The sequence below is a fragment of the Microbispora sp. H10885 genome (genome assembly GCF_014161415.1).
Taxonomy (GTDB): Bacteria; Actinomycetota; Actinomycetes; order Streptosporangiales; family Streptosporangiaceae; genus Microbispora; species Microbispora triticiradicis.
Window position 1 is genome coordinate 143,899 of the sequence record NZ_JABBWY010000013.1, and the last position, 23,543, is coordinate 167,441.

The 23,543-nt window shown below is 72.9% G+C and carries 16 protein-coding genes and 1 pseudogene; 8 read left to right on the plus strand and 9 right to left on the minus strand.

Going from position 1 to position 23,543, the window contains the following annotated elements; translation table 11 throughout:
* The first annotated feature begins 334 nt into the window (after positions 1–334).
* From HHX37_RS30710 to HHX37_RS30720, 3 genes are read left to right on the plus strand one after another with little or no spacing between them, the layout of a single operon-like run.
* A complete protein-coding gene (locus tag HHX37_RS30710) occupies positions 335–3,181 on the plus strand; it encodes a glycoside hydrolase family 3 protein (RefSeq protein WP_182887675.1) in 2,847 nt (948 codons plus the stop codon).
* A complete protein-coding gene (locus tag HHX37_RS30715) occupies positions 3,178–4,179 on the plus strand; it encodes a LacI family DNA-binding transcriptional regulator (RefSeq protein WP_117410064.1) in 1,002 nt (333 codons plus the stop codon). The genes HHX37_RS30710 and HHX37_RS30715 overlap by 4 nt, the downstream gene beginning before the upstream one ends.
* Positions 4,176–5,459: a GH1 family beta-glucosidase gene (locus tag HHX37_RS30720; RefSeq protein WP_182887676.1), complete on the plus strand. Its 1,284-nt coding sequence runs from the start codon at positions 4,176–4,178 to the stop codon at positions 5,457–5,459. Before HHX37_RS30715 ends, HHX37_RS30720 begins: the two co-directional genes overlap by 4 nt.
* A gap of 14 nt (positions 5,460–5,473) precedes the next feature.
* Here HHX37_RS30720 and HHX37_RS30725 read toward each other — a convergent pair whose 3' ends face one another.
* On the minus strand, positions 5,474–6,100 hold the full coding sequence (locus tag HHX37_RS30725) for an FMN-dependent NADH-azoreductase (protein WP_182887677.1): 627 nt from the start codon (positions 6,098–6,100) through the stop codon (positions 5,474–5,476).
* 86 nt (positions 6,101–6,186) lie between these two features.
* Between HHX37_RS30725 and HHX37_RS30730 the strand changes: the two genes are divergently transcribed.
* Positions 6,187–6,714 (plus strand): MarR family winged helix-turn-helix transcriptional regulator, encoded by a 528-nt coding sequence (locus HHX37_RS30730; RefSeq protein ID WP_279633916.1) that lies wholly within the window; start codon positions 6,187–6,189, stop codon positions 6,712–6,714.
* Between the two features lie 93 nt (positions 6,715–6,807).
* Here the strand turns inward: HHX37_RS30730 and HHX37_RS30735 are convergent, their stop codons facing one another.
* Positions 6,808–7,842, minus strand: a complete 1,035-nt coding sequence (locus HHX37_RS30735) for an isopenicillin N synthase family dioxygenase (protein ID WP_220502131.1) — start codon at positions 7,840–7,842, stop codon at positions 6,808–6,810.
* 192 nt (positions 7,843–8,034) lie between these two features.
* Between HHX37_RS30735 and HHX37_RS30740 the strand changes: the two genes are divergently transcribed.
* Positions 8,035–9,423, plus strand: a complete 1,389-nt coding sequence (locus tag HHX37_RS30740; RefSeq protein ID WP_182887678.1) for a sensor histidine kinase — start codon at positions 8,035–8,037, stop codon at positions 9,421–9,423.
* Positions 9,424–9,443: 20 nt separating this feature from the next.
* Here HHX37_RS30740 and HHX37_RS30745 read toward each other — a convergent pair whose 3' ends face one another.
* Entirely contained in the window at positions 9,444–10,325 is an 882-nt protein-coding gene (locus HHX37_RS30745) for a DoxX family protein (protein WP_182887679.1), read from the minus strand.
* An 81-nt stretch (positions 10,326–10,406) separates the two neighbouring features.
* Positions 10,407–11,999: an MFS transporter gene (locus HHX37_RS30750; RefSeq protein ID WP_220499647.1), complete on the minus strand. Its 1,593-nt coding sequence runs from the start codon at positions 11,997–11,999 to the stop codon at positions 10,407–10,409.
* A 222-nt stretch (positions 12,000–12,221) separates the two neighbouring features.
* On the opposite strand from HHX37_RS30750, the gene HHX37_RS30755 reads away from it, so the two are divergent.
* A complete protein-coding gene (locus tag HHX37_RS30755; protein ID WP_182887680.1) occupies positions 12,222–14,570 on the plus strand; it encodes an AAA family ATPase in 2,349 nt (782 codons plus the stop codon).
* Between the two features lie 121 nt (positions 14,571–14,691).
* Positions 14,692–16,392, plus strand: coding sequence for an ABC transporter family substrate-binding protein (locus tag HHX37_RS30760; protein WP_182887681.1), 1,701 nt, complete (start codon positions 14,692–14,694; stop codon positions 16,390–16,392).
* On the opposite strand, the gene HHX37_RS30765 is transcribed toward HHX37_RS30760, so the two are convergent.
* The 5 genes from HHX37_RS30765 to HHX37_RS30785 form a co-directional block, all read right to left on the minus strand.
* Positions 16,380–17,318 carry a biotin-dependent carboxyltransferase family protein gene (locus HHX37_RS30765; protein ID WP_182882908.1) on the minus strand — a complete coding sequence of 313 codons (939 nt, stop codon included), beginning with the start codon at positions 17,316–17,318 and terminating at the stop codon, positions 16,380–16,382. The genes HHX37_RS30760 and HHX37_RS30765 overlap by 13 nt on opposite strands.
* Complete coding sequence (locus HHX37_RS30770; RefSeq protein WP_182887682.1) at positions 17,315–17,938, minus strand: 5-oxoprolinase subunit B family protein; 624 nt, start codon at positions 17,936–17,938, stop codon at positions 17,315–17,317. Before HHX37_RS30770 ends, HHX37_RS30765 begins: the two co-directional genes overlap by 4 nt.
* Complete coding sequence (locus HHX37_RS30775) at positions 17,935–18,693, minus strand: LamB/YcsF family protein (protein ID WP_182887683.1); 759 nt, start codon at positions 18,691–18,693, stop codon at positions 17,935–17,937. Before HHX37_RS30775 ends, HHX37_RS30770 begins: the two co-directional genes overlap by 4 nt.
* Before the next feature lie 169 nt (positions 18,694–18,862).
* On the minus strand, positions 18,863–20,365 hold the full coding sequence (locus HHX37_RS30780; RefSeq protein ID WP_182882997.1) for a hypothetical protein: 1,503 nt from the start codon (positions 20,363–20,365) through the stop codon (positions 18,863–18,865).
* A gap of 211 nt (positions 20,366–20,576) precedes the next feature.
* Positions 20,577–20,831, minus strand: coding sequence for a hypothetical protein (locus HHX37_RS30785; protein WP_182876530.1), 255 nt, complete (start codon positions 20,829–20,831; stop codon positions 20,577–20,579).
* Between the two features lie 435 nt (positions 20,832–21,266).
* On the opposite strand from HHX37_RS30785, the pseudogene HHX37_RS30790 reads away from it, so the two are divergent.
* A pseudogene (locus HHX37_RS30790) lies at positions 21,267–23,348 on the plus strand (SpoIIE family protein phosphatase).
* Positions 23,349–23,543: the final 195 nt, after the last annotated feature.

Sequence of the window (23,543 nt, forward strand, 5' to 3'; positions counted from 1 at the left end):
GCGGACCCCGGCCGGAAGTACGGCCGGGGTCCGCGCCCGTCCCCGTGCGGCCCTTCTTCCGGTGATCCGTCTCGCCGCGCACGCTCGCCGCAGGGCCCGCGTACGGGACTGAAATCGCGGTGAAACAGGCGAGACGCGGGTCTTGACCTGAGACGAGGGAAAGGGCAATCTTCCGGATAAGCCCGGATTTACACACCGGAAACGTCCGGTAGCCCTTTCGAAGCGCTTCGACAGGCGGCGCTTCCCAACCGAACAGCGGATCCTCGCGACGCCCTCGTGGGCACCTCTTTCGGCAGGTCATCGAAGCGCTTCGACGCGAAGGGGAAGTCTCCAGATGAACGAACCGGCTCAGGACCCGGCATTCAGGAACCCCGCGCTTCCTCCCGCCGACCGGGCGGCGGACCTGCTCGCCAGGCTCACGCTCGACGAGAAGATAGGCCTGCTGCACCAGTACCAGGCGCCCGTCGAGCGTCTCGGCCTGCGGCCCTTCCGCACCGGCACCGAGGCCCTGCACGGCCTGGCCTGGCACGGGCCGGCCACCGTGTTCCCCCAGGCCCTCGGGCTGGCCTGCACCTGGAACCCCGACCTGGTCCGCCAGGTGGGGGAGGCGGCGGGCGACGAGGTCATGGCCTTCCACCACAAGGACCCGCAGAGCGTGGGCCGCAACGTCTGGGCACCGGTCGTCAACCCGCTGCGCGACCCCCGCTGGGGCCGCAACGAGGAGGGCTACTCGGAGGATCCCTGGCTCACCGGCGTGATGGGCACGGCGTACGCGCAGGGCCTGCGCGGGAGCCACGAGGTGCTCAAGACGGCGCCGACGCTGAAGCACTTCCTGGGCTACAACAACGAGACCGACCGGTGCGTCACCTCCAGCGGCCTGCCGCCCCGGGTGCTGCACGAGTACGAACTGAAGGCGTTCCGCCCCGCGCTCGAAGCGGGGGCCGCGGTGGCGGTCATGCCGTCGTACAACCTCGTCAACGGCCGCCCGGCCCACCTGTCGCCGCTGATCGGCAGCCACCTGCGGGAGTGGGCGCCCGACGACATCCTGGTGGTCAGCGACGCCTACGCCCCGGGAAACCTCACCGCGCCGCAGGGCTACCACAAGGACCTCCCCGAGGCGTACGCGCACGCGATCAGGGCCGGGCTCGACAGCTTCACCCAGGACGACGCCGACGGAGCCGCGACCCTGGCCCACATCAGGACGGCACTCGACCGCGGCCTGCTGACCGAGGCCGACCTCGACGCCGCCGTACGGCACACCCTGTCGATCCGGGTGCGGCTGGGGGAGTTCGACCCGGCCACGCCGTACGACGAGATCACCCACGAGGTGGTCAACAGCCCCGAGCACCGGCGGCTCGCGCGGGAGGCGGCCCGCCAGTCGATCACGCTGCTCAAGAACGACGGGCTGCTGCCGCTGTCGGCGCCGCGCACCGTCGCGGTCGTCGGCCCGCTGGCCGGCGCCCTGTTCGAGGACTGGTACAGCGGCACCCTGCCGTACCAGGTGACGGCGCTGACGGGGCTCACGGAGCGGTGCGAGACGGTCTACCACGAGGGCGTGGACCGGGTGGCGCTGCGCGCCGAGGGCGGTTACGTCGGAGCGTCGCCGGACCCCGACGGCGGGCCGCTGTACGTCGGGAGCGAGCGGTCCTGCTTCGACGTGTTCGACTGGGGCGGCGGCGCCTTCGCCTTCCGTGCGTGCGCCAACGGACGGCACGTGCAGGCAGGCGAGGACGGCGTGCTCGTCAACGACCAGCCCGGCCCGAGCGGCTGGGAGGTGCGCCAGACCTTCCGCATCGAGGAGCGGCCGAGGGGCGTCGTGCTGCGCAACATCTCCTCCGGCCGGTACGTCACCGTGGCCGGCGGCGTCGTGCGCACGACCGACGACCCCGACGCCGCGTCCGTGCTGTCCGTCGAACTGGTCGAGAGCGGCCAGGCCCGCGCCGCGGAGGCGGCGGCCCGCGCCGACGTCGCGGTCGTCGTGCTCGGCGACCACCCCCTGGTGAACGGCCGGGAGACCGAGGACCGGACGACGCTGGCGCTGCCCGAGCGGCAGGAGGCGCTGCTGAAGGCCGTCCACGCGGCCAACCCGGCCACCGTGCTGGTGATCTCCAGCGGCTACCCGTTCGCGGTCACCTGGGCGCAGGAGCACGTGCCCGCGATCGTCTGGTCGTCGCACGGCGGTCAGGAGTACGGTCACGCGCTCGCCGACGTGCTGCTTGGCGACGAGGATCCGGGCGGCCGTCTCACCCAGACCTGGTACCGCTCGGCCGCCGAACTGCCCGACCTGCTCGACTACGACGTCATCGCCTCCGACGCCACCTACCTCTACTACCGGGGCCGGCCGTTGTACCCCTTCGGGCACGGGCTGAGCTACACCCGCTTCGCCTACTCCCGCCTGGAGCTGTCCGCGGCGGAGGCCGCCCCGGGCGACACGGTGACGGTCCGGGTGACCGTGACCAACGAGGGCGGGCGCACCGGGGAGGAGGTCGTGCAGGTCTACACCCACCAGCGGCGCTCCCGGGTGAAGCAGCCGCTGCGCCAGCTTCGCGGCTTCGCCAAGGTGCGGCTCGCGCCGGGCGAGAGCCGTACGGTCGAGGTGGAGGTGCCGGTCGCCGGCCTCGCCTTCTGGGACGTCACGCGCGGCCGGTTCGTGGTGGAGGACGCCGCGCACACGGTGCAGGTGGGCGCGTCGTCGGGGGACATCCGGCTGTGCGCGCCGTTGCGGGTGCGGGGCGAGCGGATCCCGCCGCGGGTTCTCACCGGCCGGCCACTGGACGCGGCCGGCCACGACGAGTACGACGGGGTGGTGCTGTGTGACGCGGCGCCGGACGCCGGGGACGCCGTCCGCTCCGTCTCGCCCGGGGCCTGGATCGCCTTCCGCGACTGCGACTTCGGCGGGGACCCGGGCGGGGGCCCGGTTCCCGGCGACGCGGGCCCGCGGACGTGCGCGCTCAGGGTGTCGAGCGACGAGGGCGGGGTGGTCACGCTGCGGCTCGACGACCCCCTGACCGGCGAGGTGGCCGGCGCGGTCACCGTCCCGCCCACGGCCACCAGGCACGACTTCGTCGAGGTGAACACCCCCCTGGCGGGAGCGGCCGGAGTGCGCGATCTTTATGTGGTGTACGAAAGCGAGGGGGTCACGGTGAGCACGCTGACTTTCCTCGGAGGGCTCCGCCCGTGAGGACCGTGACGATCGCCGACGTCGCCAAGCACGCGGGAGTCGCCGTCAGCACGGTCTCGTACGTGCTGAGCGGCAAGCGGGCGATCTCGGCGACGACCCGGCAGCGGGTCCTGGACAGCGTCCGGGTGCTCGGCTACCACCCCAACGCGGGCGCCCGCGCCCTGGCGAGCAAGCGCGCGAAGGTCATCGCGCTGGTGCTGCCGCTGCGGGCCGGCATGAACCTGCCGGTCCTCATGCAGTTCGCGACCTCGGTCGTCACCACGGCCCGCCAGTACGACCACGACGTGCTGCTGATGACGGCCGACGAGGGGCCGGACGGGCTGCACCGGGTGGCGGCGAGCGCGCTGGTGGACGGGCTGCTGCTGATGGACGTGGAGATCCACGACCCCCGCGTGCCGCTGCTGCGCCGGCTCGCCGAGCCGGCCGTGCTGATCGGTTTCCCGGCCGATCCGGAAGGGCTGACCTGCGTCGACCTCGACTTCGCCCGGGCCGGCGCGCTGTGCGCCGACCACCTGGCCGATCTCGGGCACCGCGAGATCGCCCTGCTCGGCGCGCCGTCCGTGGTCTACGAGCGCGGCACCGGCTTCGCCGAGCGGACGATGGCCGGGTTCGCCGAGGCGGCGGCGCGGCACGGACTGAAGGCCGGGGCCTGGCCGTGCGAGGAGTCGTTCGACGAGGTACACGCCGCGGTGAAGCGGCTGCTCGACGAACGGCCGGAGCTTTCCGGGCTCGTCGTGCACAATGAGGCGGCCGCCGGCCATGTGCTGGGGGCTCTGCGGATCCTCGGCAGGCGGGTGCCCGAGGACGTCTCGGTGGTGGCGATCTGCCCGGACGACATCGCCGAGCGGGCCAGCCCCGCGCTGACCTCCGTGCTCGTTCCCGCCGAGGACGTCGGACGTCAGGCGGTCCGGCTGCTCATGGCCAAGCTGGAGGGCCAGGCCGTCCCGGAGTCGACGCTCCTCGAACCACGGCTGACGATTCGCGAAAGTTCACGATGATCACATTCCCCGACGGCTTCCTCTGGGGGGCCGCGACCGCGTCGTACCAGATCGAAGGAGCGGTCCACGCCGACGGCCGGGTCCCCTCCATCTGGGACACCTTCTCCCACACGCCCGGCATGGTCAGCGACGGCCACACCGGCGACGTGGCCTGCGACCACTACAACCGTTACCTCGAAGACGTCGAGATCATGGCCTGGCTGGGGCTCAAGGCGTACCGGTTCTCGGTGGCCTGGCCGCGCCTGGCCGACCTGGGCTTCTACGACCGGCTCGTGGACGCCCTGCTCGCCAGGGGCATCACGCCGGTGGCCACCCTCTATCACTGGGACCTGCCGCAGTCGTTGCAGGACATGGGCGGCTGGACCAACCGGGAGACCGCCTTCCGGTTCGCCGACTACGCCGCGGCCGTCCACGCGCGTCTCGGCGACCGCGTCGCCACCTGGACGACGCTCAACGAGCCCTGGGTGTCGGCCTTCGTCGGGCACGGCTCGGGGCGGCACGCGCCCGGCGTGACCGACCCGGCCGCCGCGTTCACCGCGGCCCACAACCTGATGCTCGCGCACGGCCTGGGCACCCAGGCCCTGCGGGCGGGGGGCGCCGAGTCGGTCTCGCTGACGCTGAACCTCACCCCGATCCTCGGCGACCCCGAGCCCGCCCGCCTGATCGACGGCCTGGCGAACCGGCTGTTCCTCGATCCGGTGCTACGCGGCGAGTACCCCGCCGACGTCCTCGCTCATCTGGAACGATTCACCAAGGTGAACCTGGACGACCTGCCGACGATCGCGCAGCCGATCGACGTGCTGGGCGTCAACTACTACACCGTCAACCGGGTCGTCGCCGACGCCTCGGCGGAGGGGCACCCCGAGTATCCGGGCAGCGAGGGCATCGCCTGGGAGGACCCGCACGGGCCGGTCACCGAGATGGACTGGGAGATCAACCCGTCCGGCCTGGAAGACCTGCTCGTACGGCTGTGCCGGGAGTATCCCGGCACCCCGCTGATGATCACCGAGAACGGGGCCGCGTTCCCCGACGGGGTGTCCGACCCCGGGCGGATCACCTATCTCGACACCCATTTCCGGGCCGCGCGGTCGGCGATGGACCGAGGCGCCGACCTGCGCGGATACTTCGTGTGGTCGCTGCTGGACAACTTCGAGTGGGCCCGCGGCTACCACAAGAGGTTCGGCATCGTCCGCGTCGACTACGACACGCTGGAGCGCACCCCCCGCGACAGCGCCCGCTGGTACCGCGACGTCATCGCCCGCGGCGGCCTCCCGGACTGACGGCGCCCTCCTCCCTACGCCGCCGCCAGGGACCGGACCCGGGCGCCGGCCGCCGCGTGCGCGGCGGCGAGCGACTCGGCGGCCAGGCCGCGCAGGTCCGCCATGGCCGGCGTGGTGTCGGCGAGCGTGAGCTCGGCCGCGATCACGTGCAGATCGAGGCCGAGCACCTCGCCGAGAATCCGGCGCAGGTACGGCTCGGCGTAGTCCCAGCCCTCTCGCGGCGTGCCGGGGCGGTACCCGCCGCCCTTGCTGAGCACGAGCGTGGCGGGGCGTCCGGCGACCGGGGTCTCCGCGACGCCGACGGTGCGCCCGACGATCAGGACGTGGTCGAGCCACGCCTTGAAAGTCGACGGGACGCCGTAGTTGTACATGGGCACGGCGAACAGATAGGCGTCGGCCGCCAGCAGCTCGTCCACGAGGGCGTCCTGCAGCGCGGCGGCCGCGCGCTCCTCCGCGCTGTGCTGGTCCGCCGGGCTCCATCGCGAGTTGATGGCGGAGCCGCTCAGGTGCGGCAGCGGCTCGGCGCCCAGGTCGCGGTGGCTGACCGTTCCCGTCCAGCCGTCCCGGAACGTCGCGGCGATCTCACGCGAGACCGACCCCTTGGCGCGTGCGGACGCGTCGATGTGCAGCAGATGAGACATGGCAATCGCCTTCCGTTCAGATCGTCTGTAAGTCAGACTGTCTGCATAGAAGAGCATCTGTCAAGTCGCCGGATATCATGGGAGGCGTGAGTGAACTGGCGTGTGAGCTGCCCGCGGGCCTGGAGATCGACTTCGGATGGCTGCTGGGACAGGCGCTGCATGCCCACATCACCGTGACCAAGCGCGCCGCCGAGGCGCTGCCGTCCGGGCACCGCGGCTACCAGGTGCTGTCGGCGGCGGTGCACGAGAGCGCGCGCAACCAGATCGAGATGGCCCGCCAGCTGGGGCTGGACCGGACCGTGATGGTCTACCTGGTCGACGACCTGGTGAAGGCCGGGCTCGTCGAGCGGCGTCCCGATCCGTGTGACCGGCGCAACCGCCTCATCGTGGCGACCGATCTCGGCCGTGCGCGCCTGGCGGACGTCTCCGAGGCGATGGAACGCGCCGAGGCGCACCTGCTGGCCCCGCTGGAGGAGCCGGAGCGGGAGACGCTCAGGCAGTTGCTGCGGCGCGTGGTGGCGGGGCACATCGCGCACGGCGGCGAACTGCCCAGCCTGTGCGAGGTCGCGGGGAACCTGCAGGACGCGCTCCAGCCGGAGCGCCGCGACCGGTAGCCGACCGGCCGGGACCCCGGCCGGTCGCAGCCCGGACCGTGGCCGACCGGCCCGTGCCGGCCAGGACCGTGGCCGACCGGACCGTGTCGCGGGTCACACGGTTTCGCGCCCGGCTGACGGGTGCGGCAGCACCCGGCCGCCGAGGTGGGGGAAGACCTTCGCGACCTTGGCGGTCAGATAGTCGCCGTACGTCCCGGTGAAGGCGCGCAGGTCCAGGCCGTCCCAGCGGGGACGGCCACCCTCGCGGGCGGGCCGGGAGGGAAGCGGCGGCACCTCGCAGTCCCAGCCCGGGTCGAAGAAGAAGGGGAAGGAGAGCCTGCCCCGCCCGGTGTGGTTGCGCACCCGGTGCGGAGTGGACCGGTAGAGGCCGCCGGTCAGCCGGTCGAGCATGTCGCCGATGTTGCAGACCAGCGTCCCGGGGATCGGCGGCGCCTCGATCCAGCCGCGGGCCGTGTGCACCTGCAGGCCGGGATTGTCGTCCTGCAGCAGCAGCGTCAGCAGGCCGTAGTCGGTGTGCTCGCCGACCCCCCATTCGTCCGGCCCCCACTCGCCCCGTCCGGACTCGGCGGGCGGCGGGTAGTGGAAGATCCGGAACAGGACCGTGGGCGTCGCGGTGTAGCCGGAGGCGAAGTAGTCCTCCTCCAGCCCCAGGCTCAGGGCCACGCCCCGCATGACGGCCTGTCCCACGCCGGTGAGCGCGTCGATGTACGCCCGTACGGCGGCGCGCAGTTCCGGCACCTCCTCGGGATAGAGATTGGGCCCGTGCAGCGGCCGGGGATCCTCATGGCCGAGATCGGCGCCGAAGTAGAGGCCCTCCTTGAGATCGGGGCGGCCTGAGGTGAGTTCGCCCCCCACCGGGAAGTATCCGCGCCAGGCCCGTCCGCCCCGGTCCATCGAGATCCGCATCTTGTGCTCGGGCGGCAGCAGGAAGAAACGCGCGGCCGCCTCCCGGAGCAGCGCGATCAGGTCGTCCGGCACCCCGTGACCGCTGACGTAGAAGAAGCCGCTGTCGAGGCAGGCCGCCTCGATCCGGCGCGCAACGCCGGCGCGCTCCCTGCCGCCGTCAGGCGTGGAAGGGCCGGTGAAAGGGCTCACGTCGATGACCGGCAACGGTCCCGCACTGTTCATGCCCCCAGATTCCACCATTCGGCCCGCCGCCCGGAAGGCGGCTTTACACGCTTGCCGTTCGCGTTGCGTAGGGAATGATTTGCGGCAATTAGGGGTGAATCTTCAAGTTTGTACTATTGCATCCTAATTAAGGTGTTTGGCGTAGATTTCGGGATGCGGCCATGGAAGGCCGTTCCCGGAGTAGGCGATCGCGTGGGTTTTGGGGATCAGTGGTCGATCAAGAGCCGTGTCGCGCTGTTCACCGGCACGGCTGTCGCCCTGTTGTGCGTGGCGTTCTCGGTCGTGCTGGTGTGGGCGCTGCACCAGGCGGCCTCCCGGCACCTCGTCAGTGAGGTGACTGCGGCGGGTGAGCGGGCGGCCTACCAGGTGGAACGCGCGCGGGATGGAGCCGTGCTGCCGCCCGAGTCCCCGGCTTTGGAAGGGTCCGTGCAGGTGGTGGGCCCGGGGGGCCAGGTGCGTGCCGCGACGCCCGACATGCGGGGCAAGCCGCCCATGGCGCGGTTCCGCCCGGAGGCGCCGCAGCTCAGGACCGTCCAGGAGGTCTGCGGGGGCGTGTTCGGCGCGGGGCGGTGCCGCGTCGTGGTCGCGCAGCGGGTCTACCACGACGGCCGGGACTGGACCGTCTACAGCGCCGCGCCGGTGCGGACCTTCGACGTCCCGCCCGGGCTGGTGGCCGGGCTGGTGGCCGGGTCCGCGCTCGTCACCGCCACGGTCGCGTACGGCGCCCGGCGCAGTGTCAGGCGGGCACTCACGCCGGTGAAGGCCATCAGCGCGGAGCTCGACGAGATCAACATGTCCGAGCTCGGCCGGCGGGTGCCGGTCCCGGCGGGCAGGGGAGAGATCTACGACCTCGCCCGGAGCGTCAACTACACGCTCGACCGGCTGGAGGAGACCTTCGACCAGCAGCGCCGCTTCACCTCCGACGCCTCCCACGAGCTGCGCAGCCCGATCACCGCGATCCGCGCGCAGGTGGAGGACGCGCTGCTGGCCCCCGAGGAGACCGACGTACGGGAGATCGGCGAGGCCGTGCTGAGGAGCATCGACCGCCTTCAGGCGATCGCCGCCGACCTGCTGACGCTGACCCGCCTCGACGCCGGCGCGCCGTGCGAACGCGAGCCGCTGGACCTCGGCCGGCTCGTGGCCGACGAACTGGGCCACCGCCGGGCCGTGCACACGATGGTCCCGCGGCTGCCCCCCGGGGTGACCGTCCGGGGCGACCGCATCCGGCTGGGCCGCCTGATCACCAACCTGCTCGACAACGCCGACAGGCACGCCGCGTCCTCGGTGAGCCTGGAGGTGCGGCGGGACGAGTCGCCCGACGGCGACCCCCGCTTCCTGTCCGGCACCGCGGTGCTGGAGGTGCTCGACGACGGCACGGGGATCCCCGGAGACCAGCGCGAGCGGGTCTTCCAGCGGTTCACCCGCCTGGACACCGCCCGGAGCAGGGGCGCCGGGGGCGCCGGGCTGGGCCTGCCGATCGCCCGGCAGATCGCCGAGAGCCACGGGGGCACGCTGACGATCATCGACAGCCCGCGGGGCGCCCGCTTCCTGCTGCGCCTGCCGCTGTCACGGGAGCCCTGACCCCCTCGCGGCGACCCCCTTCAGCGGGCGGGCGGCGCCTCGGCGCGGCTCTCCGTCGTCGTGTCGTCATCGCGCCGGGTACGGCGCGGACGGGGCGCGGCGGCCCGGCGGGTCGTCGTCGAAGCTTGCCCGCCCGTGGGCGTTCCGGGGGCATCGCCGGCGGGGTCCGTCCGGTCCTCCGGTGCGGCCGCGGAGGAAGCGGGACCGGCCGGTGTCTCCGGGGCCGCCGGGGTGTCCGTACCGGTTCGGGGGCCGGTTCGGGGGCCGGTTCGGGGGCCGGGCCGTGAACCGGAGGGCCGCGCCGCTGGGTCCGGCGTGCCCGCCCCCGCGTCCTGGTCCTCCCGGGACTCGCGGGGCTGCCGGGCCTCGCCGCGTGACTCACCGGCGTCGCGGGTGCCACGTGTCTCCCGGTCCTCGCCGGGCCACTGCGGGCGCAGTGCGGCGATCACCGCGTCGGCCTCGGCGTCGGCGGCGAACTCGCCGGCCGCCTCCGCCTCGCGGCGCTTGATGACCACCATGTGGTCCACCGAGACGCGGCCGCCGCCGGTGACGGCGAGCAGCACGGACGCCGCCCCGAGCGCCACGATCAGCTCGATGGCGCCACCTGTGAGGGGCAGGCCGGTGTCACCGGCGGTGACCACGAACACGGCGAGGGCCTCGGCGAACAGCAGCAGCCCGACGGCCGGCACGGCGAGACCCGCGATCAGCAGCGTGCCGCCCACCAGCTCGACCAGCATGGTGACGGCCGCCCAGAGGTAGGGGACGGGCGCGTGGAGTTCGGTGAACTGCGCCTGGGTGGCGTTGAGGCCGGCTTCGAGCTTCTGCCAGCCGTTGGCGAAGAAGATCCCGCCGACGCCCATGCGGGCGGCCAGCGAGGCCAGGTCGTGCAAGGTTTTCTTCACGGCTTCTCATCCTGGGGGCTGGGGGGCGGCGGCTTGCCCGGATACTCTCCCCGGCCCGGTCGCCGTCATGCGCGGACCAGGTCAGGCGTCCGCGCGCTCGGGCGCCGGGGTCTCGGTGCCGGGTTCGCCGGCCGGGTGACGGGGGAGCAGCAGGGCCACGGCCAGCGCGGTGAGCGCGAGCAGCGCCACGCTGACGACGACGGTGCTGTGCAGGGCGGTGACGAAGGCCGCGCGGGCGGCGGCCAGGAGCGCGTCCCCGGTGACGCCGCCGGCCTTCCCGGCCACGTGCGCGGCCGCGGCCAGCGACTCCCGTGCCTGCGTCATGAGGCCGGACGGGACTCCGGGGACGGTTCCGAGGGACGGGGCGTACACGATCGTGGTGATCGTCCCGAGTACGGCGATGCCGAGGCCGGCTCCGAGCTCGTAGGCGGTCTCCTCGATAGCGGCAGCGCCGCCGGCCCGCGACTCCGGCGCCGAGGCCATGATCGTGTCCGACGCCGCGAGCAGGGCGACCTCGACGCCGAAGCCGATCCCCGCGAAACACGCGATGAGCATCACGGGGTGCTGCTCGGTCCCCCAGGTCAGCACCGGGGCGAGGGACAGCGCGGTGAGCGCGAGGCCGCCGCCGACCGTCGCGCGCAGCCCGATCCGCCCCAGCACGTGCGCGGCGGCGAGGCCCCCGGCGACGGCCGCGACCATCAGCGGCAGCATCCGCACGGCGGCCTCCAGCGGGGACAGCCCCAGCACGAGCTGGAGATACTGCGCCAGCATCAGCTCCAGGCCGACCAGCGCGAAGACGGCCAGCACCACGCAGCCGACGCCGGTCGCGAAGCCGCGCTGGCCGAACAGCCCGATGTCGAGCAGGGGGAAGGCCAGCCGCCGCTGGCGCAGGACGAACCAGGCGAGCATCGCGGCGCCGGCCACGAGGACGACGAGCGCCGGGCCCCGGCCCAGCGTGTGCCCCGATCCCGCCTCCTTGAGCCCGAACGCGACCGACAGGATGCCGAGCGTCGACAGCGCGGCGCTGAGCGCGTCCCACGGGTGGTCGGCCCGCCTCGGCGAGGCGGGCAGGATCCGTACGGCGAACGGCAGGGCCACCAGCAGCAGCGGCACGTTGATGAGGAAGACCGCGCCCCACCACAGGTGCTCCACGAGCACCCCGCCGATCAGCGGCCCGACGGCCGCGCCCGCGGCGGCCACGGCGCTCCAGACGCCGAGCGCGACGGCCCGCTCCCGCCGGTCGGTGAACACCTGCCGGATGATCGACAGCGTCGCCGGCATGATCATCGCGCCGCCGACGCCGAGGAAGGCCCGCGCCACGATCAGCGCGAGCGGCGTCGCGGCGAACGCCGCCGCCAGCGAGGCCAGGCCGAACACCACGTAGCCGCCGAGCACGAACGGCCGCCTGCCGTACCGGTCGCCCAGCGTGCCGAACGTCACCAGCAGCGGCGCGACCACCAGCGAGTAGACGTCGATGATCCACAGGAGCTGGACGGACGACGGCTCCAGGGCGGCGGTGAGCGCGGGGACCGCGATGTGCAGCACGGTCGCGTCGACCGCGATCAGGAGCAGGCTGAAACACAGCAGCACGAGGACCGACCACCGGCTGACCCGGGGCTCGCGCAGGGCGCCCGCCGCGCGGACGGTGACGGACCCGACCGAAACCATGATCATAAACCGCTCAGTGCTCGCGGCCCCGCTGGAACATGCGTGGCAGCTTAAGCCATGGGAAGGGGATCTCTCAGCCCTTCCGGTGATGTCGGGAACACAGCGCCGGTTCCGTATCGTTCCAGGTGATCACAGGGACCGGCGGGTGCCTCGTCCACCGTGCCGCGCGGGGTCCACCCATTCCCTTCCCTCGTGCGGTATAACCGGGGTCGAAGCGGGGAGGCGTCGATGCGGGACTCCGACAGAGCACGGGCGGCGAGCCTCTTAAGTCGGACTGCGGCACGTGATCTGTTCGAACAGGTGCGTTTCCGCTATTTCCACCTTCCGCCGTTCGCGCGGCGCGTGCTGTTCGTGGTGCTGCTCGTCGCCGTGATGGGCGTGGCCGCCGCCCTCAACTGGTCGCTGATGCCCACCTTCATCGGCACCGTGACGGCGCTGGCCTTCGTCGCGCTGGCGCTCAGCTATCCCCGCGCCGCCGCGACCGTGCTGGTGCTCGCCGCGTGGGGCCTGCTGCTGCCGCTGTTCATGGTGGTGTACGGCGGGCAGTCGCCCGTGCCCGGCCTGCTGATGCTGCTCGGCGTGCTGGTCGCGATCTCGGCCCACCTGATCCGCTGGGTGCCGCCCTGGCTGACGACGCTCATGTCCCTGGCGGCCGCCGGGCTGGCCGCGCTGTCGCTGTCGCCGCTGTCCTCCTCCGCCGCCCTGTGGGGCGCGTACGGCGCGGCCGCCGCGGTGCTCCTCTACCGGCTGATCCTGGCCCGCAGGGTGCGCGCCGCCGCGGAGCGTGAGCCGATCGGCGGAGAGGCCCACGAGAGGCAGCAGGTCAGGGCGGGCGGTCACCGGCCGGCCGCGGCCGAGACCGGCGACCCGCCGCCGATCACCGTCGAGCAGGCTCTCGCCGAACTGGAGTCCATGATCGGCCTCGAACCGGTCAAGGAGCAGGTGCGGGCCATCGCCGCGTCCATCGAGGCGGCCAGGCTGCGCAGGGAGGCGGGCTACGCGAACGAGCGGCCCATGCGCCACTTCGTGTTCGTCGGCCCGCCGGGGACGGGCAAGACCAGCGTGGCCCGCACCCTCGCCAAGATCTTCTACGCCTTCGGTCTGCTGGAGACGCCCTTCGTGGTCGAGGCGCAGCGGGCCGACCTCGTGGGGGAGTATCTCGGCGCCACCGCGATCAAGACCAACGAGCTCATCGACCGGGCGCTCGGCGGGGTCCTGTTCGTAGACGAGGCGTACGGCCTGATCAACTCGGGCGACGGCCAGCCCGACCGGTTCGGCGCGGAGGCCGTGCAGACGCTGCTCAAGCGGGCCGAGGACGACCGTGACCGGCTCATCGTCATCCTCGCCGGATACGAGCGCGAGACGAACGACTTCCTGTCGTCCAACCCCGGGCTGTCCAGCCGGTTCGCCACCCGGGTCCGCTTCCCCAGCTACGACCCCGGCGAGCTGCTGGAGATCACCGAGGCGTTGCAGGAGCGCCGGGGCGACCGGCTCGCCCCCGAGGCCCGTCCCGTGCTGCGCCGCTTCTTCGAGGACGTCCACCGCCGGGGGCTCGTGGACGACCTCGGCAACGCCCGCTTCGCCCGCAGCCTCGCCGAGGCGGCCGCGCAGGCGCGCGACGTGCGGGTGGTGAGCGCGGGCGGGGCGCCGCGCGGCGAGGACCTGGTGACGATCACGGCCGGCGACGTGACCAAGGCGTTCGACGAGATCACCGCGCGCTACCGCGGCTACCAGGCCACGCCGACGCTGGACGAGGCGCTCGCGGACCTCGACCGGATGGCCGGGCTGGAGCCGGTCAAGCGGCAGGTCCACGCGATCACGGCCCAGCTCAAGGTGGCCAGGATGCGGCAGGAGCAGGGCCTTCCGGTCCAGTCGCAGATGCGGCACTTCGTGTTCGCCGGCCCGCCCGGCACCGGCAAGACGACCGTCGCGAGGATCCTCGGCCGGATCTTCTCGGCGCTCGGCCTGCTCGCCAGGCCCGACGTCGTGGAGGCGTCCAGGGCCGACCTCGTCGGCCAGCACTTGGGCGCCACCGCGATCAAGACCAACGAGCTGGTCGACCGGGCGCTCGGCGGCGTGCTGTTCGTCGACGAGGCGTACGGCCTGGTCAACTCCGGCTATTCGGGGGGAGACGCCTTCGGGGCCGAGGCCGTGCAGACCCTGCTGAAGCGGGCCGAGGACGACCGCGACCGCGTGGTGATCATCTTGGCCGGTTACGAGCGCGAGATGGACGCCTTCCTCGCCACCAATCCCGGCCTGGCCTCGCGGTTCAACCAGCGGGTGGCGTTCCCGTCCTACTCGCCGTCCGAGCTGGCCGAGATCGCCAATCTGCAGGCCGCCGCGGCCGGTGACAGGTTCGACGCCTCCGCGGGGCGCGATCTGGCCGACGTCTTCGACTGGGTCTGCCGTGAGGGGCTGATCGACGGGCTGGGCAACGGCCGCTTCGCCCGCTCGCTGTACGAGCGCGCGGCGCTGCGGCGCGACGTGCGCCTGGCCGCGCAGGGCACGGCGAACGCCGCCGAGCTGACCACGATAACCAGCGAGGACGTCCGCAGCGCGGTGGACGAGCTGTCCTGATCCGCGAGCCGCCCTGATCCGGGGGAGAGCCGCGTCGCGGCGATGCGTGTCCCGCTGACGGCGATCGTCACTTTCTGCTACTAATCTACTTCGTAGGGTAGCCGGAGGAGCGGAGAGACACGTGAGACCACGATGGCCGGTCGCCCTGGCCCTGCTCGCGGCGGTGTGGGCCGCGAGCGCGTGTGGTGCGCAGCGGGGGCCCGGTGAACAGGACGGCGCGCTCGCCCCCTCCCCGGTCAAGGCGTACGACATCAACCCCCTGCCCCGGGACAAGGTCAAGGACGGCGGCACCCTGCGGTGGGGGCTCGTCGACTTCCCCACCCAGTGGAACCGCAACCACGTCGACGGCGACGGCAACGCGGTCGAGGCCGTGACCGACGCGCTCATGCCGCGCACGTTCCGGTCCGACGAGCGGGGACGGCCGTCCCTCGACACCGACTACGTGACCAACGCCCGCATCACCGCCACCTCTCCCCGGCAGGTCGTCACCTACTCGATCAACCCCAAGGCGCGATGGTCGGACGGCAAACCGATCACCTGGAACGACTTCGCCGCCCAGTGGAAGGCGATGAGCGGGCGCGACCACGACTACCGGGTCGACGCGGCCATCGCCTACGAGAACATCCAGAGCGTGGCCCGGGGGTCGAGCGACCGGGAGGTGGTGGTCACCCTCGCCCAGCCGTTCAACGAGTGGCAGTCGCTGTTCACGCCGCTGTACCCCAGCGTGACCAACGCGACGCCGGCCGCGTTCAACTCCGACTGGATCAACCGGATCCCGGTGACCGCCGGGCCGTTCCGGGTGGAGCGGCTCGACGCCAAGGGCAGGACGGTCACCCTCGCCCGCGACCCCGGCTGGTGGGGGAACCGGCCCAAGCTCGACCACATGGTGTTCCGGACGGTGCGGCCCGACCAGATGGTGCGCGCGTTCACCAAGGGAGACGTCGACGTGTTCGAGGTGGGCCCGTCCCCCGACGACTACGCGCGGGTCAGGGAGGCGTGGGACGCGGTGGTCCGCCAGGCCGCCGGCACGCAGTACCGCCAGTTCACCATGAACGGCGAGAGCCCCGTCCTGTCCGACGTCCGGGTGCGCCAGGCCGTCGCCGCGGCGCTCGACCGGCGCGCCCTCATGCAGGCCGACCTCAAGGGCCTCGGCTGGCCGACGGTGACCCTGGACAACCACTTCCTCATGAACAGCCAGTACGGCTACCACGCCAACGCGGCGGAGACCGGCGGCTACGACCCGGCCCTGGCCGGCCGGCTGCTCGACCAGGCGGGCTGGAAGATGTCCGGCAAGGCGCGGACGAAGAACGGCAAGCCGCTCACGCTGCGCTTCGTCGTCCCCGACGGAATCCCGCCGAGCCTCGCCGAGGCCCAGGCCGCCGGGCGGATGCTGCAGCGCGTCGGCGTGCGGACCGAGGTGCGCAAGGTGCCCTTCAACGACTTCTTCGGCAAGTACCTCATCCCCGGCGACTTCGACCTCACCGCCTTCGCCTACCCGAGCACGCCCTACCCGGTGTCCGGCGCCTTCGACGTCTACGCCGACGGCGAGCGCGGCAAGGGCGACGACGTCGAGTGGTACTCCAACCTGGGGCGCAGCGGCAGCAGGCAGATCGACCAGGCCATGTACCGCGCCGGCAGCGTGCTCGACCCCGCCAAGGTGCCCGGCCTGCTCAACGACGCCGACCGGCTGGTCTGGAAGGAGGTCAACGTGCTGCCGCTCTACCAGTGCCCGCAGGGCGTGGTGGTGCGGTCCGCGCTGGCCAACATCGGAGCCGGCGGCTTCTACGACCTCAGGTACGAGGACATCGGCTACGCCTCCTGACGGGCGCCGCCGGGACGGTCCGCCGTCCCCCGGTGGTGTGCCGCCTCATGGTGGCGGGCGGCCCGCCGTACCAGCCGGAACCGCAGCAGGTCGCCCGGCCGCGCCTGGGCGACCAGTGGCACGTCGGCGGCGGCGACCACGCCGACGACGGGATAACCCCCGGTCGGCGGGTGATCCGCCAGGAACACGATCGGCTGCCCGCCCGGCGGCACCTGGACGGCGCCGAGCGGCATGCCCTCACTGGCCAGCTCACCGGACCTGGCCCGCTCCAGCGGGACGCCGCGCAGCCGCGCCCCGACCCGGTTGCTGTCCGCCGTGACCTCGTACGCCGCCGCGCACAGGGCCGCGAGCGCCTCCGGGACGAACCAGTCGTCGCGCGGCCCCGGCAGCACCCGGACGACCGGGTGGCGGGGCAGCGGCGGCGGGGCGGCGAAGTCCGCGACGATCGCGGCGGCCACGGCCCCGGCGCCGACCGGCAGCGTCGCACCCGCCCGCAGCGGAGGCGGCCCGATCCCCGACAGCGAGTCGGTCGAGCGGCTGCCCAGCACCCGCTCCACGCCGATCCCGTCGCGCACCGCCACGTAGGTCCGCAGGCCCCGGCGAGGCACGCCCAACCGCAGCACGCCGCCGGGCGGCACCCACACCGGCGCGTCCGTCCCGGCCGGCCGCCCGGCCGCCTCCACCGGGCACGGCGCCCCGGTGACCGCGACCCACGTCCCGGCGGTGAAGCGCAGCGCCGCCCCGCCAAGGGTCAGCTCGATGCCCGCCGCGGTCTCCGCGTTGCCGACCAGCCGGTTCGCCAGCCGCAGGCTCGGCCGGTCGGCCGCCCCCGACCTCGGCACCCCCAGATGGGCGTAGCCGGGCCGCCCCAGGTCCTGCACGGTCGCGTACGGCCCCGGCGCCAGCACCTCGACGACGGCGGTCACCGCCCCGCCTCCGGCCGGAACCGCACCCGCGTGCCGGGCGGCAGCATCGCCGGCGGGTCGGCCGCCGCGTCCCACACCCGCACGTCCGTACGCCCGAGCAGCCGCCAGCCGCCAGGAGAGGCCGCCGGGTAGACGGCGGAGTACGACCCGGCGATCGCCACCGAGCCGGGCGGCACGCTGGTGCGGGGCACCGCCAGCCGGGGCACGTGCAGCGCCGGATCCAGGCCGATCAGGTAGGCGAAGCCGGGGGCGAACCCGAGCCAGCCCACCGTGAACTCCGAGGCGGCGTGCCTGGCGGCCACCTCCTCGGCCGGCAGGCCGCTGAGCGCCGCGACCTCCGCCAGGTCCGCCCCGTCGTAGACCACCGGGATCTCCACGAGCCGCCCCGGCCCGCCCGCGCCCGCCGGGGCGAGCGCCGTACGCAGGAGCGAGGCGAGCAGCGCCTCCAGGCGCGGCAGATCGGCGGCGGGGGCCACGACGAGCACGGTCCGCGAGCCGGGCACCACGTCCTCCACCCCCGGCGGGGGATCGGCCCGCAGCAGCGCGTCCAGCCGGTGGGCCGCCTCCAGCGAGCCGGTCTCCACCAGCAGCGCGTGCTCGCCCGCCGCCCGGATGGTCATGCGAACGGCCCCACCACGACACCCGCGTCCAACAGGGCCTGCCGGACGGCCCTGGCGATCCGCACCGAGCCGGGAGTGTCCCCGTGCACGCAGACGGACCGGGCGCCGACCCGCACCTCGCCGCCCTCGATCGTCGTCACCACGCCCTCGACGGCCATCCGCACGGCACGGGCCGCGACCTCGTCCGGGTCGTGCAGCACCGCGCCCGGCCGCCGCCGCGGCACCAGCGTCCCCTCCGGCGTGTAGGCGCGGTCGGCGAAACACTCGGCCACCGTGGGCACGCCGTGCCGGCCGGCCACCCGCGCCAGGGCCGACCCTGGCAACGTGAGGATCGGCAGCGCCGCGGCGGCGGGAGTGAAGGCCGTGACGGCCGCCACCACGGCCTCCGCCTGCTCCTCGTCACGGCAGGCGCGGTTGTACAGGGCGCCGTGCGGCTTCACGTACGACACCCGCCCGCCCATCGACCTCGCCATCCCGTCGAGCGCGGCGAGCTGGTAGAGCACGTCGGAGCACAGCTCCTCCGGGTCCACCTCCATCTCCCGGCGGCCGAAGCCCGCCAGGTCGCGATAGGAGACCTGGGCGCCGATCGCCACGCCGCGGTCCACCGCCGCCGCGCAGGTCCGGCGGATGATCAGCGGGTCGCCCGCATGGAAGCCACACGCCACGTTCGCGCTCGTCACCAGGTCGAGCAGGGCCAGGTCGTCGCCCAGCCGCCAGATCCCGTAGCCCTCCCCGAGATCGGCGTTCAAATCCATCACTACCACTGTGTTTCCCGCTTCGCTCATCGGGGCGCTCACGCCCGATGTCTTCCCTCGTCGCGCTCTGGTCGCTTCGCTCCCGCGCGCTCCTCGGTCCAGACACCGGCGCGCCCCTCCGGCTCGCTCGGTGGTCTCCCGGTCGGCCATGTCCATCCTGCCGCAGGGGTCAGAGGGGAGGTTCGTCGGGGATGTCGGCGATGTCGTCGAGGGCGGCGGCGAGTTCGTCCGGGTGGTCGCCGATGCGCTCGGCGATCTCGATCAGGACGTGCAGCACGTCGTGCCGGTCGTGCCCGAGGTCGAGCAGGCGCTGGGCGGCCTCCCACAGCTGGGGCGGGTCGCCGACCCACAGGCGGCTCGCGATCTCCTCGTGCCAGGCCAGGTGCTCCTCCAGGTCGGCGCGGCCCAGCTCGCCGGTGTGGTCGATCTCCAGCAGGATCCGCCGGTCCGCCTCGTCCGCCGGGTTGAGCAGGTCGAGGTTGGTCGCGCCGCGCATGCCCTGGAGGAGGGGGAACGCGAAGGCCCGCCGGGCCAGCGCCGACAGGTCGCCGTCGGGCAGGAGCCGTTCCACGAGGGAGCGGTCCAGCCCGAAGGTGGCCGGGTCCCGGTAGGCCTCGGTGAACCGGCCCATGGCCTCCCAGACCGCGTCGAGCGTCGCCCGCACGCCCTGCTCCGGCAGCCCGATCCGGGGCCCCGCGAAGCGGACCCACGCCGACAGCACGTGCGGCATCGCGTCCTGCTCGGCCGGGGTGAGCAGGACCTTGCGCGGCAGCCAGTCCAGCAGGAACGTCTCGCACTTGGTCGGGCTGACCCGCGTCGGCCGGCCGAAGTCCTGGTCGCAGCCGTACTCGATGATGTGGTCGGCGCACCGCGAGGCGGCCGACGGGTCCGACAGGTTCTCCGCCGCGTCGGAGGCGAGGAACTCGGCGGCCAGCATCGCGCGGCGGTCGCGGCTGTAGGGGGCCTCGGTGTGCGCCGGGGCGGGCCGCAGGCGCCCGGGCGGCAGCGCCTTGATCCGGGCCCGGGCGAAGGCGTGGTAGGCGCTGTAGCTGTCGCTGACCAGCTTCGGTCCCTTGCGGTTGTGCGCGGCGGCCCTGGCGGCCTTCATCGCGAACTCCAGCAGCGCCCGCGCCTGCTGCGGCTCCAGCTCCTCGAACCGGAGCAGCTCGTTGCCGGACGCCTCCAGCCTGGCCTGGTCGAGCAGCTTGTCGACCTGGGAGGACACCCAGGCGTCCCGGGCCATGCCGCCCATGTTGTAGTCGACGACCACGACCAGCGCGTGCCTGTCCTCGCCGTTGTAGGCGAAGGTGCAGACCACGGTGTCCTGGTCGCCGTACACGTCCCTGGAGACGTAGCAGCCGGCCGGCTTGACCGCGCCGACGCGGTCCGCCCAGCCGGGCCGGGCGACGCCGGACTCCATCAGCGCGAGCGCCGCGCCCTCCGCCTTGGCCGCCTGCCGGGCGGTGCCGAGGTAGGCGACGGAGACGAGCAGGGACAGGGCCGCGGGGGTGCCCGCCTTGGCCGCGTAGTCGACCAGGCCCTCGCCGAGGATCTGCTCGACGTCGCCGCCGCGCAGCCGCCTGCCCCACCACGCGCCGAGCATGTCGGAGACCATGAGCTCCGCGTCGAGCGGGCTGCGCACGGCCAGCAGCTCCCTGGCCGCCAGCAGCATCTCCGCGAACACGTCGTCCGGCGGCCGGGTCCCCCGGGGGTCACGTCGGCGCCGGTGACTCACGAGATCTCGCTCCGCTCGCTCACGGTCACCACCCTCTCGCATTCCCGCCGGGAAGGGCACCATGAACGCGGCCCGGTGACTTCCCCGTTATCTGCCGCTCCCGCCCCTGCCGTGCCGTACGGCCGCCGCCGGCGCGCCGTACGGCGCCTCAGCGCCGGGAAGGCGGCGCCGAGTTCACCAGTCCCAGGAGGCGCTCACGGGCCACCCTTCCGGCGATCTCCGGTGTGACCGCCACCCCCAGGTGCTCACCGCAGGCCCAGGCGTCGGCGACGCAGCGGGCGACGGTGGACAGGGGAACGGTCAGGAACTCCGCGGCGAGCCGGTTGACCACCGGTTCCACCAGCTCCCGGAGCCTCGGCTCCGGCGATGGGCCGCCATCGATTCGTGCTGCGAGTACGGGCATCGACTGCATTCCTCGCTGAATGGGGACCTGCCGCCCCCAATTCCACCTCTTTCCGCGGCTGTGTCAACCCTCCGTTCGTCATGCTCCCTGCCAGTTCGCCGCCCTGCTCGCCGTCCACCGGTGTCCAGGGGCGGCGACGGCCCGCGTCCGGGCACTCGCGGCCCACCTCTCCGAGCACTACGATGGCCCGGCCGACGCCGAGAGCCTGCGACCGGTCCCCACGACCAAGCAGGAGGCGAAGCGGGCGGCCAAGAAGTAGGCCGGATCTTCCTGCGCGAGGTGCCGGTCTTTTGACAGGATGCGTTGACCGCATGGCTGGCGGGGCTTCCGTCCGCGCATGCCGATCGCCGATGATGTAGGGCAGATCGCGCTACCAAACACAGTTATGGAGATGTGCCTCGTGGGAGACGCTGGCACGCGACGGAGGTGCCGACCATGAGCGCCGAAACCTCCGTGCCCCGGCCCCGGGAGTCCGGTTTGGACATCTCAGACTCCGACCTCTTCAGAGGCCTGATGTCGGAGGCGCCCTTCGCCTTCGCGTTTTTCGACCCTTCAGGGCGGTTCGTCCGAGTCAACTCGACCTTCACCGAGTTGACCGGTCATCCTGTCGAGCTGCATCTCGACCGCCTCCCGGCCGAGCTGCTGCCGGCCGATCTGACCGCGCTGATCGAGTCGGCGCTGCGCCGGATCGCCGACGAGGGCCTGCCGGTCACCGACCAGCCGTACCCGACCAGGGCGGAGAACGGCGACGCGCGGCACTGGACCGTGTCGTTCTTCCCGCTCCGCGGTGACGACGGCGTCCTCGGGACCGCCCTGTTCGGGGTGGACCTGACCGAACGGCAGATGAACAAGGAAGTGCTGGAGCGCAGCGAGGAACGCTACCGCTCTCTCGTGGAGTCGCAGCAGCAGCTCGTCTGGATCACCTCGCCGAACGGCGGGGTGATCGAGGACGCACCCCAGTGGCGGGCCGTCACCGGCCAGGGCCTGGAGGAGTACCTCGCGCACGGCTGGCTGGAGGCGGTGCACCCGGACGACCGCCCCGGCACCGACGAGGCGTGGCGCGAGGCGCTGCGCGGCCGGACGATGTTCGAGTGGAGCTACCGGGTGCGCACCCGGGCCAGCGGCTACCGGCACTTCGAGGTGCGGGCCGTCCCGATCATGCGGCTCGGCCGCGTGGTGGAGTGGGTCGGCGCGAACACCGACGTCACGCCGCAGCGCGAGGCCGAGGACATGCGGGGACGCCTGACCGACCAGCTCGGCGCGGCCGCCCTGCGCACGGCCCGGCTCCAGGGCGCGACGGCCCAGCTCGCCGAGGCGCTGACGGTCGAGCAGGTGGTGCAGGTGATCATCGACGTCGGGCGGACGGCGCTGGCCGCCGACCACTAGGCCGTGGCCCTGCTCGACGACAACAGGGCCACCCTGAAGGTGATCAACAGCGGTGGCACCCCCGACGCACCGGGCGAGGACATCGACCTCGCCCACCCCAGCGTCATGACGATGGCGGTGAACAGCCGCAGGCCCGTCTTCGCCGAGTCCCTGGACAGCCTGCGCACCCAGCTGGTCGACGCCGGCGCCGACGAGACGCAGATCGCCAAGTTCCTGGAGCAGACCGAGGAGCGGGCCTGGGTGGGCCTGCCGCTGCTCGCGGCCGGTCGTGCGCTCGGCGCGCTGCGGTTCTCGTTCAACCGGTCGCAGAAGATCTCGCAGGAGGACGGCGTCTTCCTGGAGGCGCTCGCCGGTCAGTGCGCGCTCGCGGTCGAGCGGGCCACGCTGTTCGAGCGTGAGCACCGGACTGCTGAAACGTTGCAGCGGAGCCTGCTGCCCGACCGGCTGCCGGTGGTGAGCGGCCTGAAGCTGGCCCAGCGCTTCCGCTCCGGCTCCCGCCACGTGCAGGTCGGCGGCGACTGGTACGACGCGTTCGTCCTGCAGGACGGGCGGGTCGCGGCCGTCGTCGGCGACGTCATGGGCAAGGGCGTCAAGGCCGCCGCGGGAATGGGCCGGATCCGCAACGCCATGCGGGCCCTCGCCCTGACCAACCCGCCGCCCGCGGCGGTGCTCACCGGGCTGGACCGGGTCTTCGAGGCCACCGAGGAGGAAGAGCAGGTCACGACGCTGGCGTACATGGTCGTCGAGCCTGGAACCGGGGAGGGCACGCTGGCCCTGGCCGGTCACCCGCCGCCGCTGCTGGTCTCGCCGCAGGGCGTCGGCCTGCTGCACGAGACCGAGCCGGGCACGCCGCTCGGCTGGGCCACCAGCCGCAAGCAGTACCGGTTCTGCGTCCCTCCGGGGCACACGGCCGTGCTGTACTCGGACGGGCTCGTGGAGAACCGCAAGCGCGGTCTGGACGCCGGGCTCAGGGAACTCTCAAGCGTCGTGGCCGAAGCGCCGCCGGAAGTCGTGGCCAGTCCACATATGCTGCTCGATTTCCTGGTGGAGCGCATGCTGTCCGGGTATGAACAGGATGACGACGTAACGGTACTCGCGGTCCACGTCCCACCGGCCACGAAGAGTGACTGAATGAAACAGTCATAACGGTTGCTTTCGGGTATCAGTGACCTCCGTCCGTACGCAGTAGTCTCTCGGTCGGCCTAGGGTGGAGGGGCAACCGGCGGGACGCGGCCGTATCACGGACCTTGGCGTGCCACAATGGCATGTCGCGGTTCGCGCGACCACACCACCGGAAAAGAAGAAGAACCTGGGTCCATTCTCGCC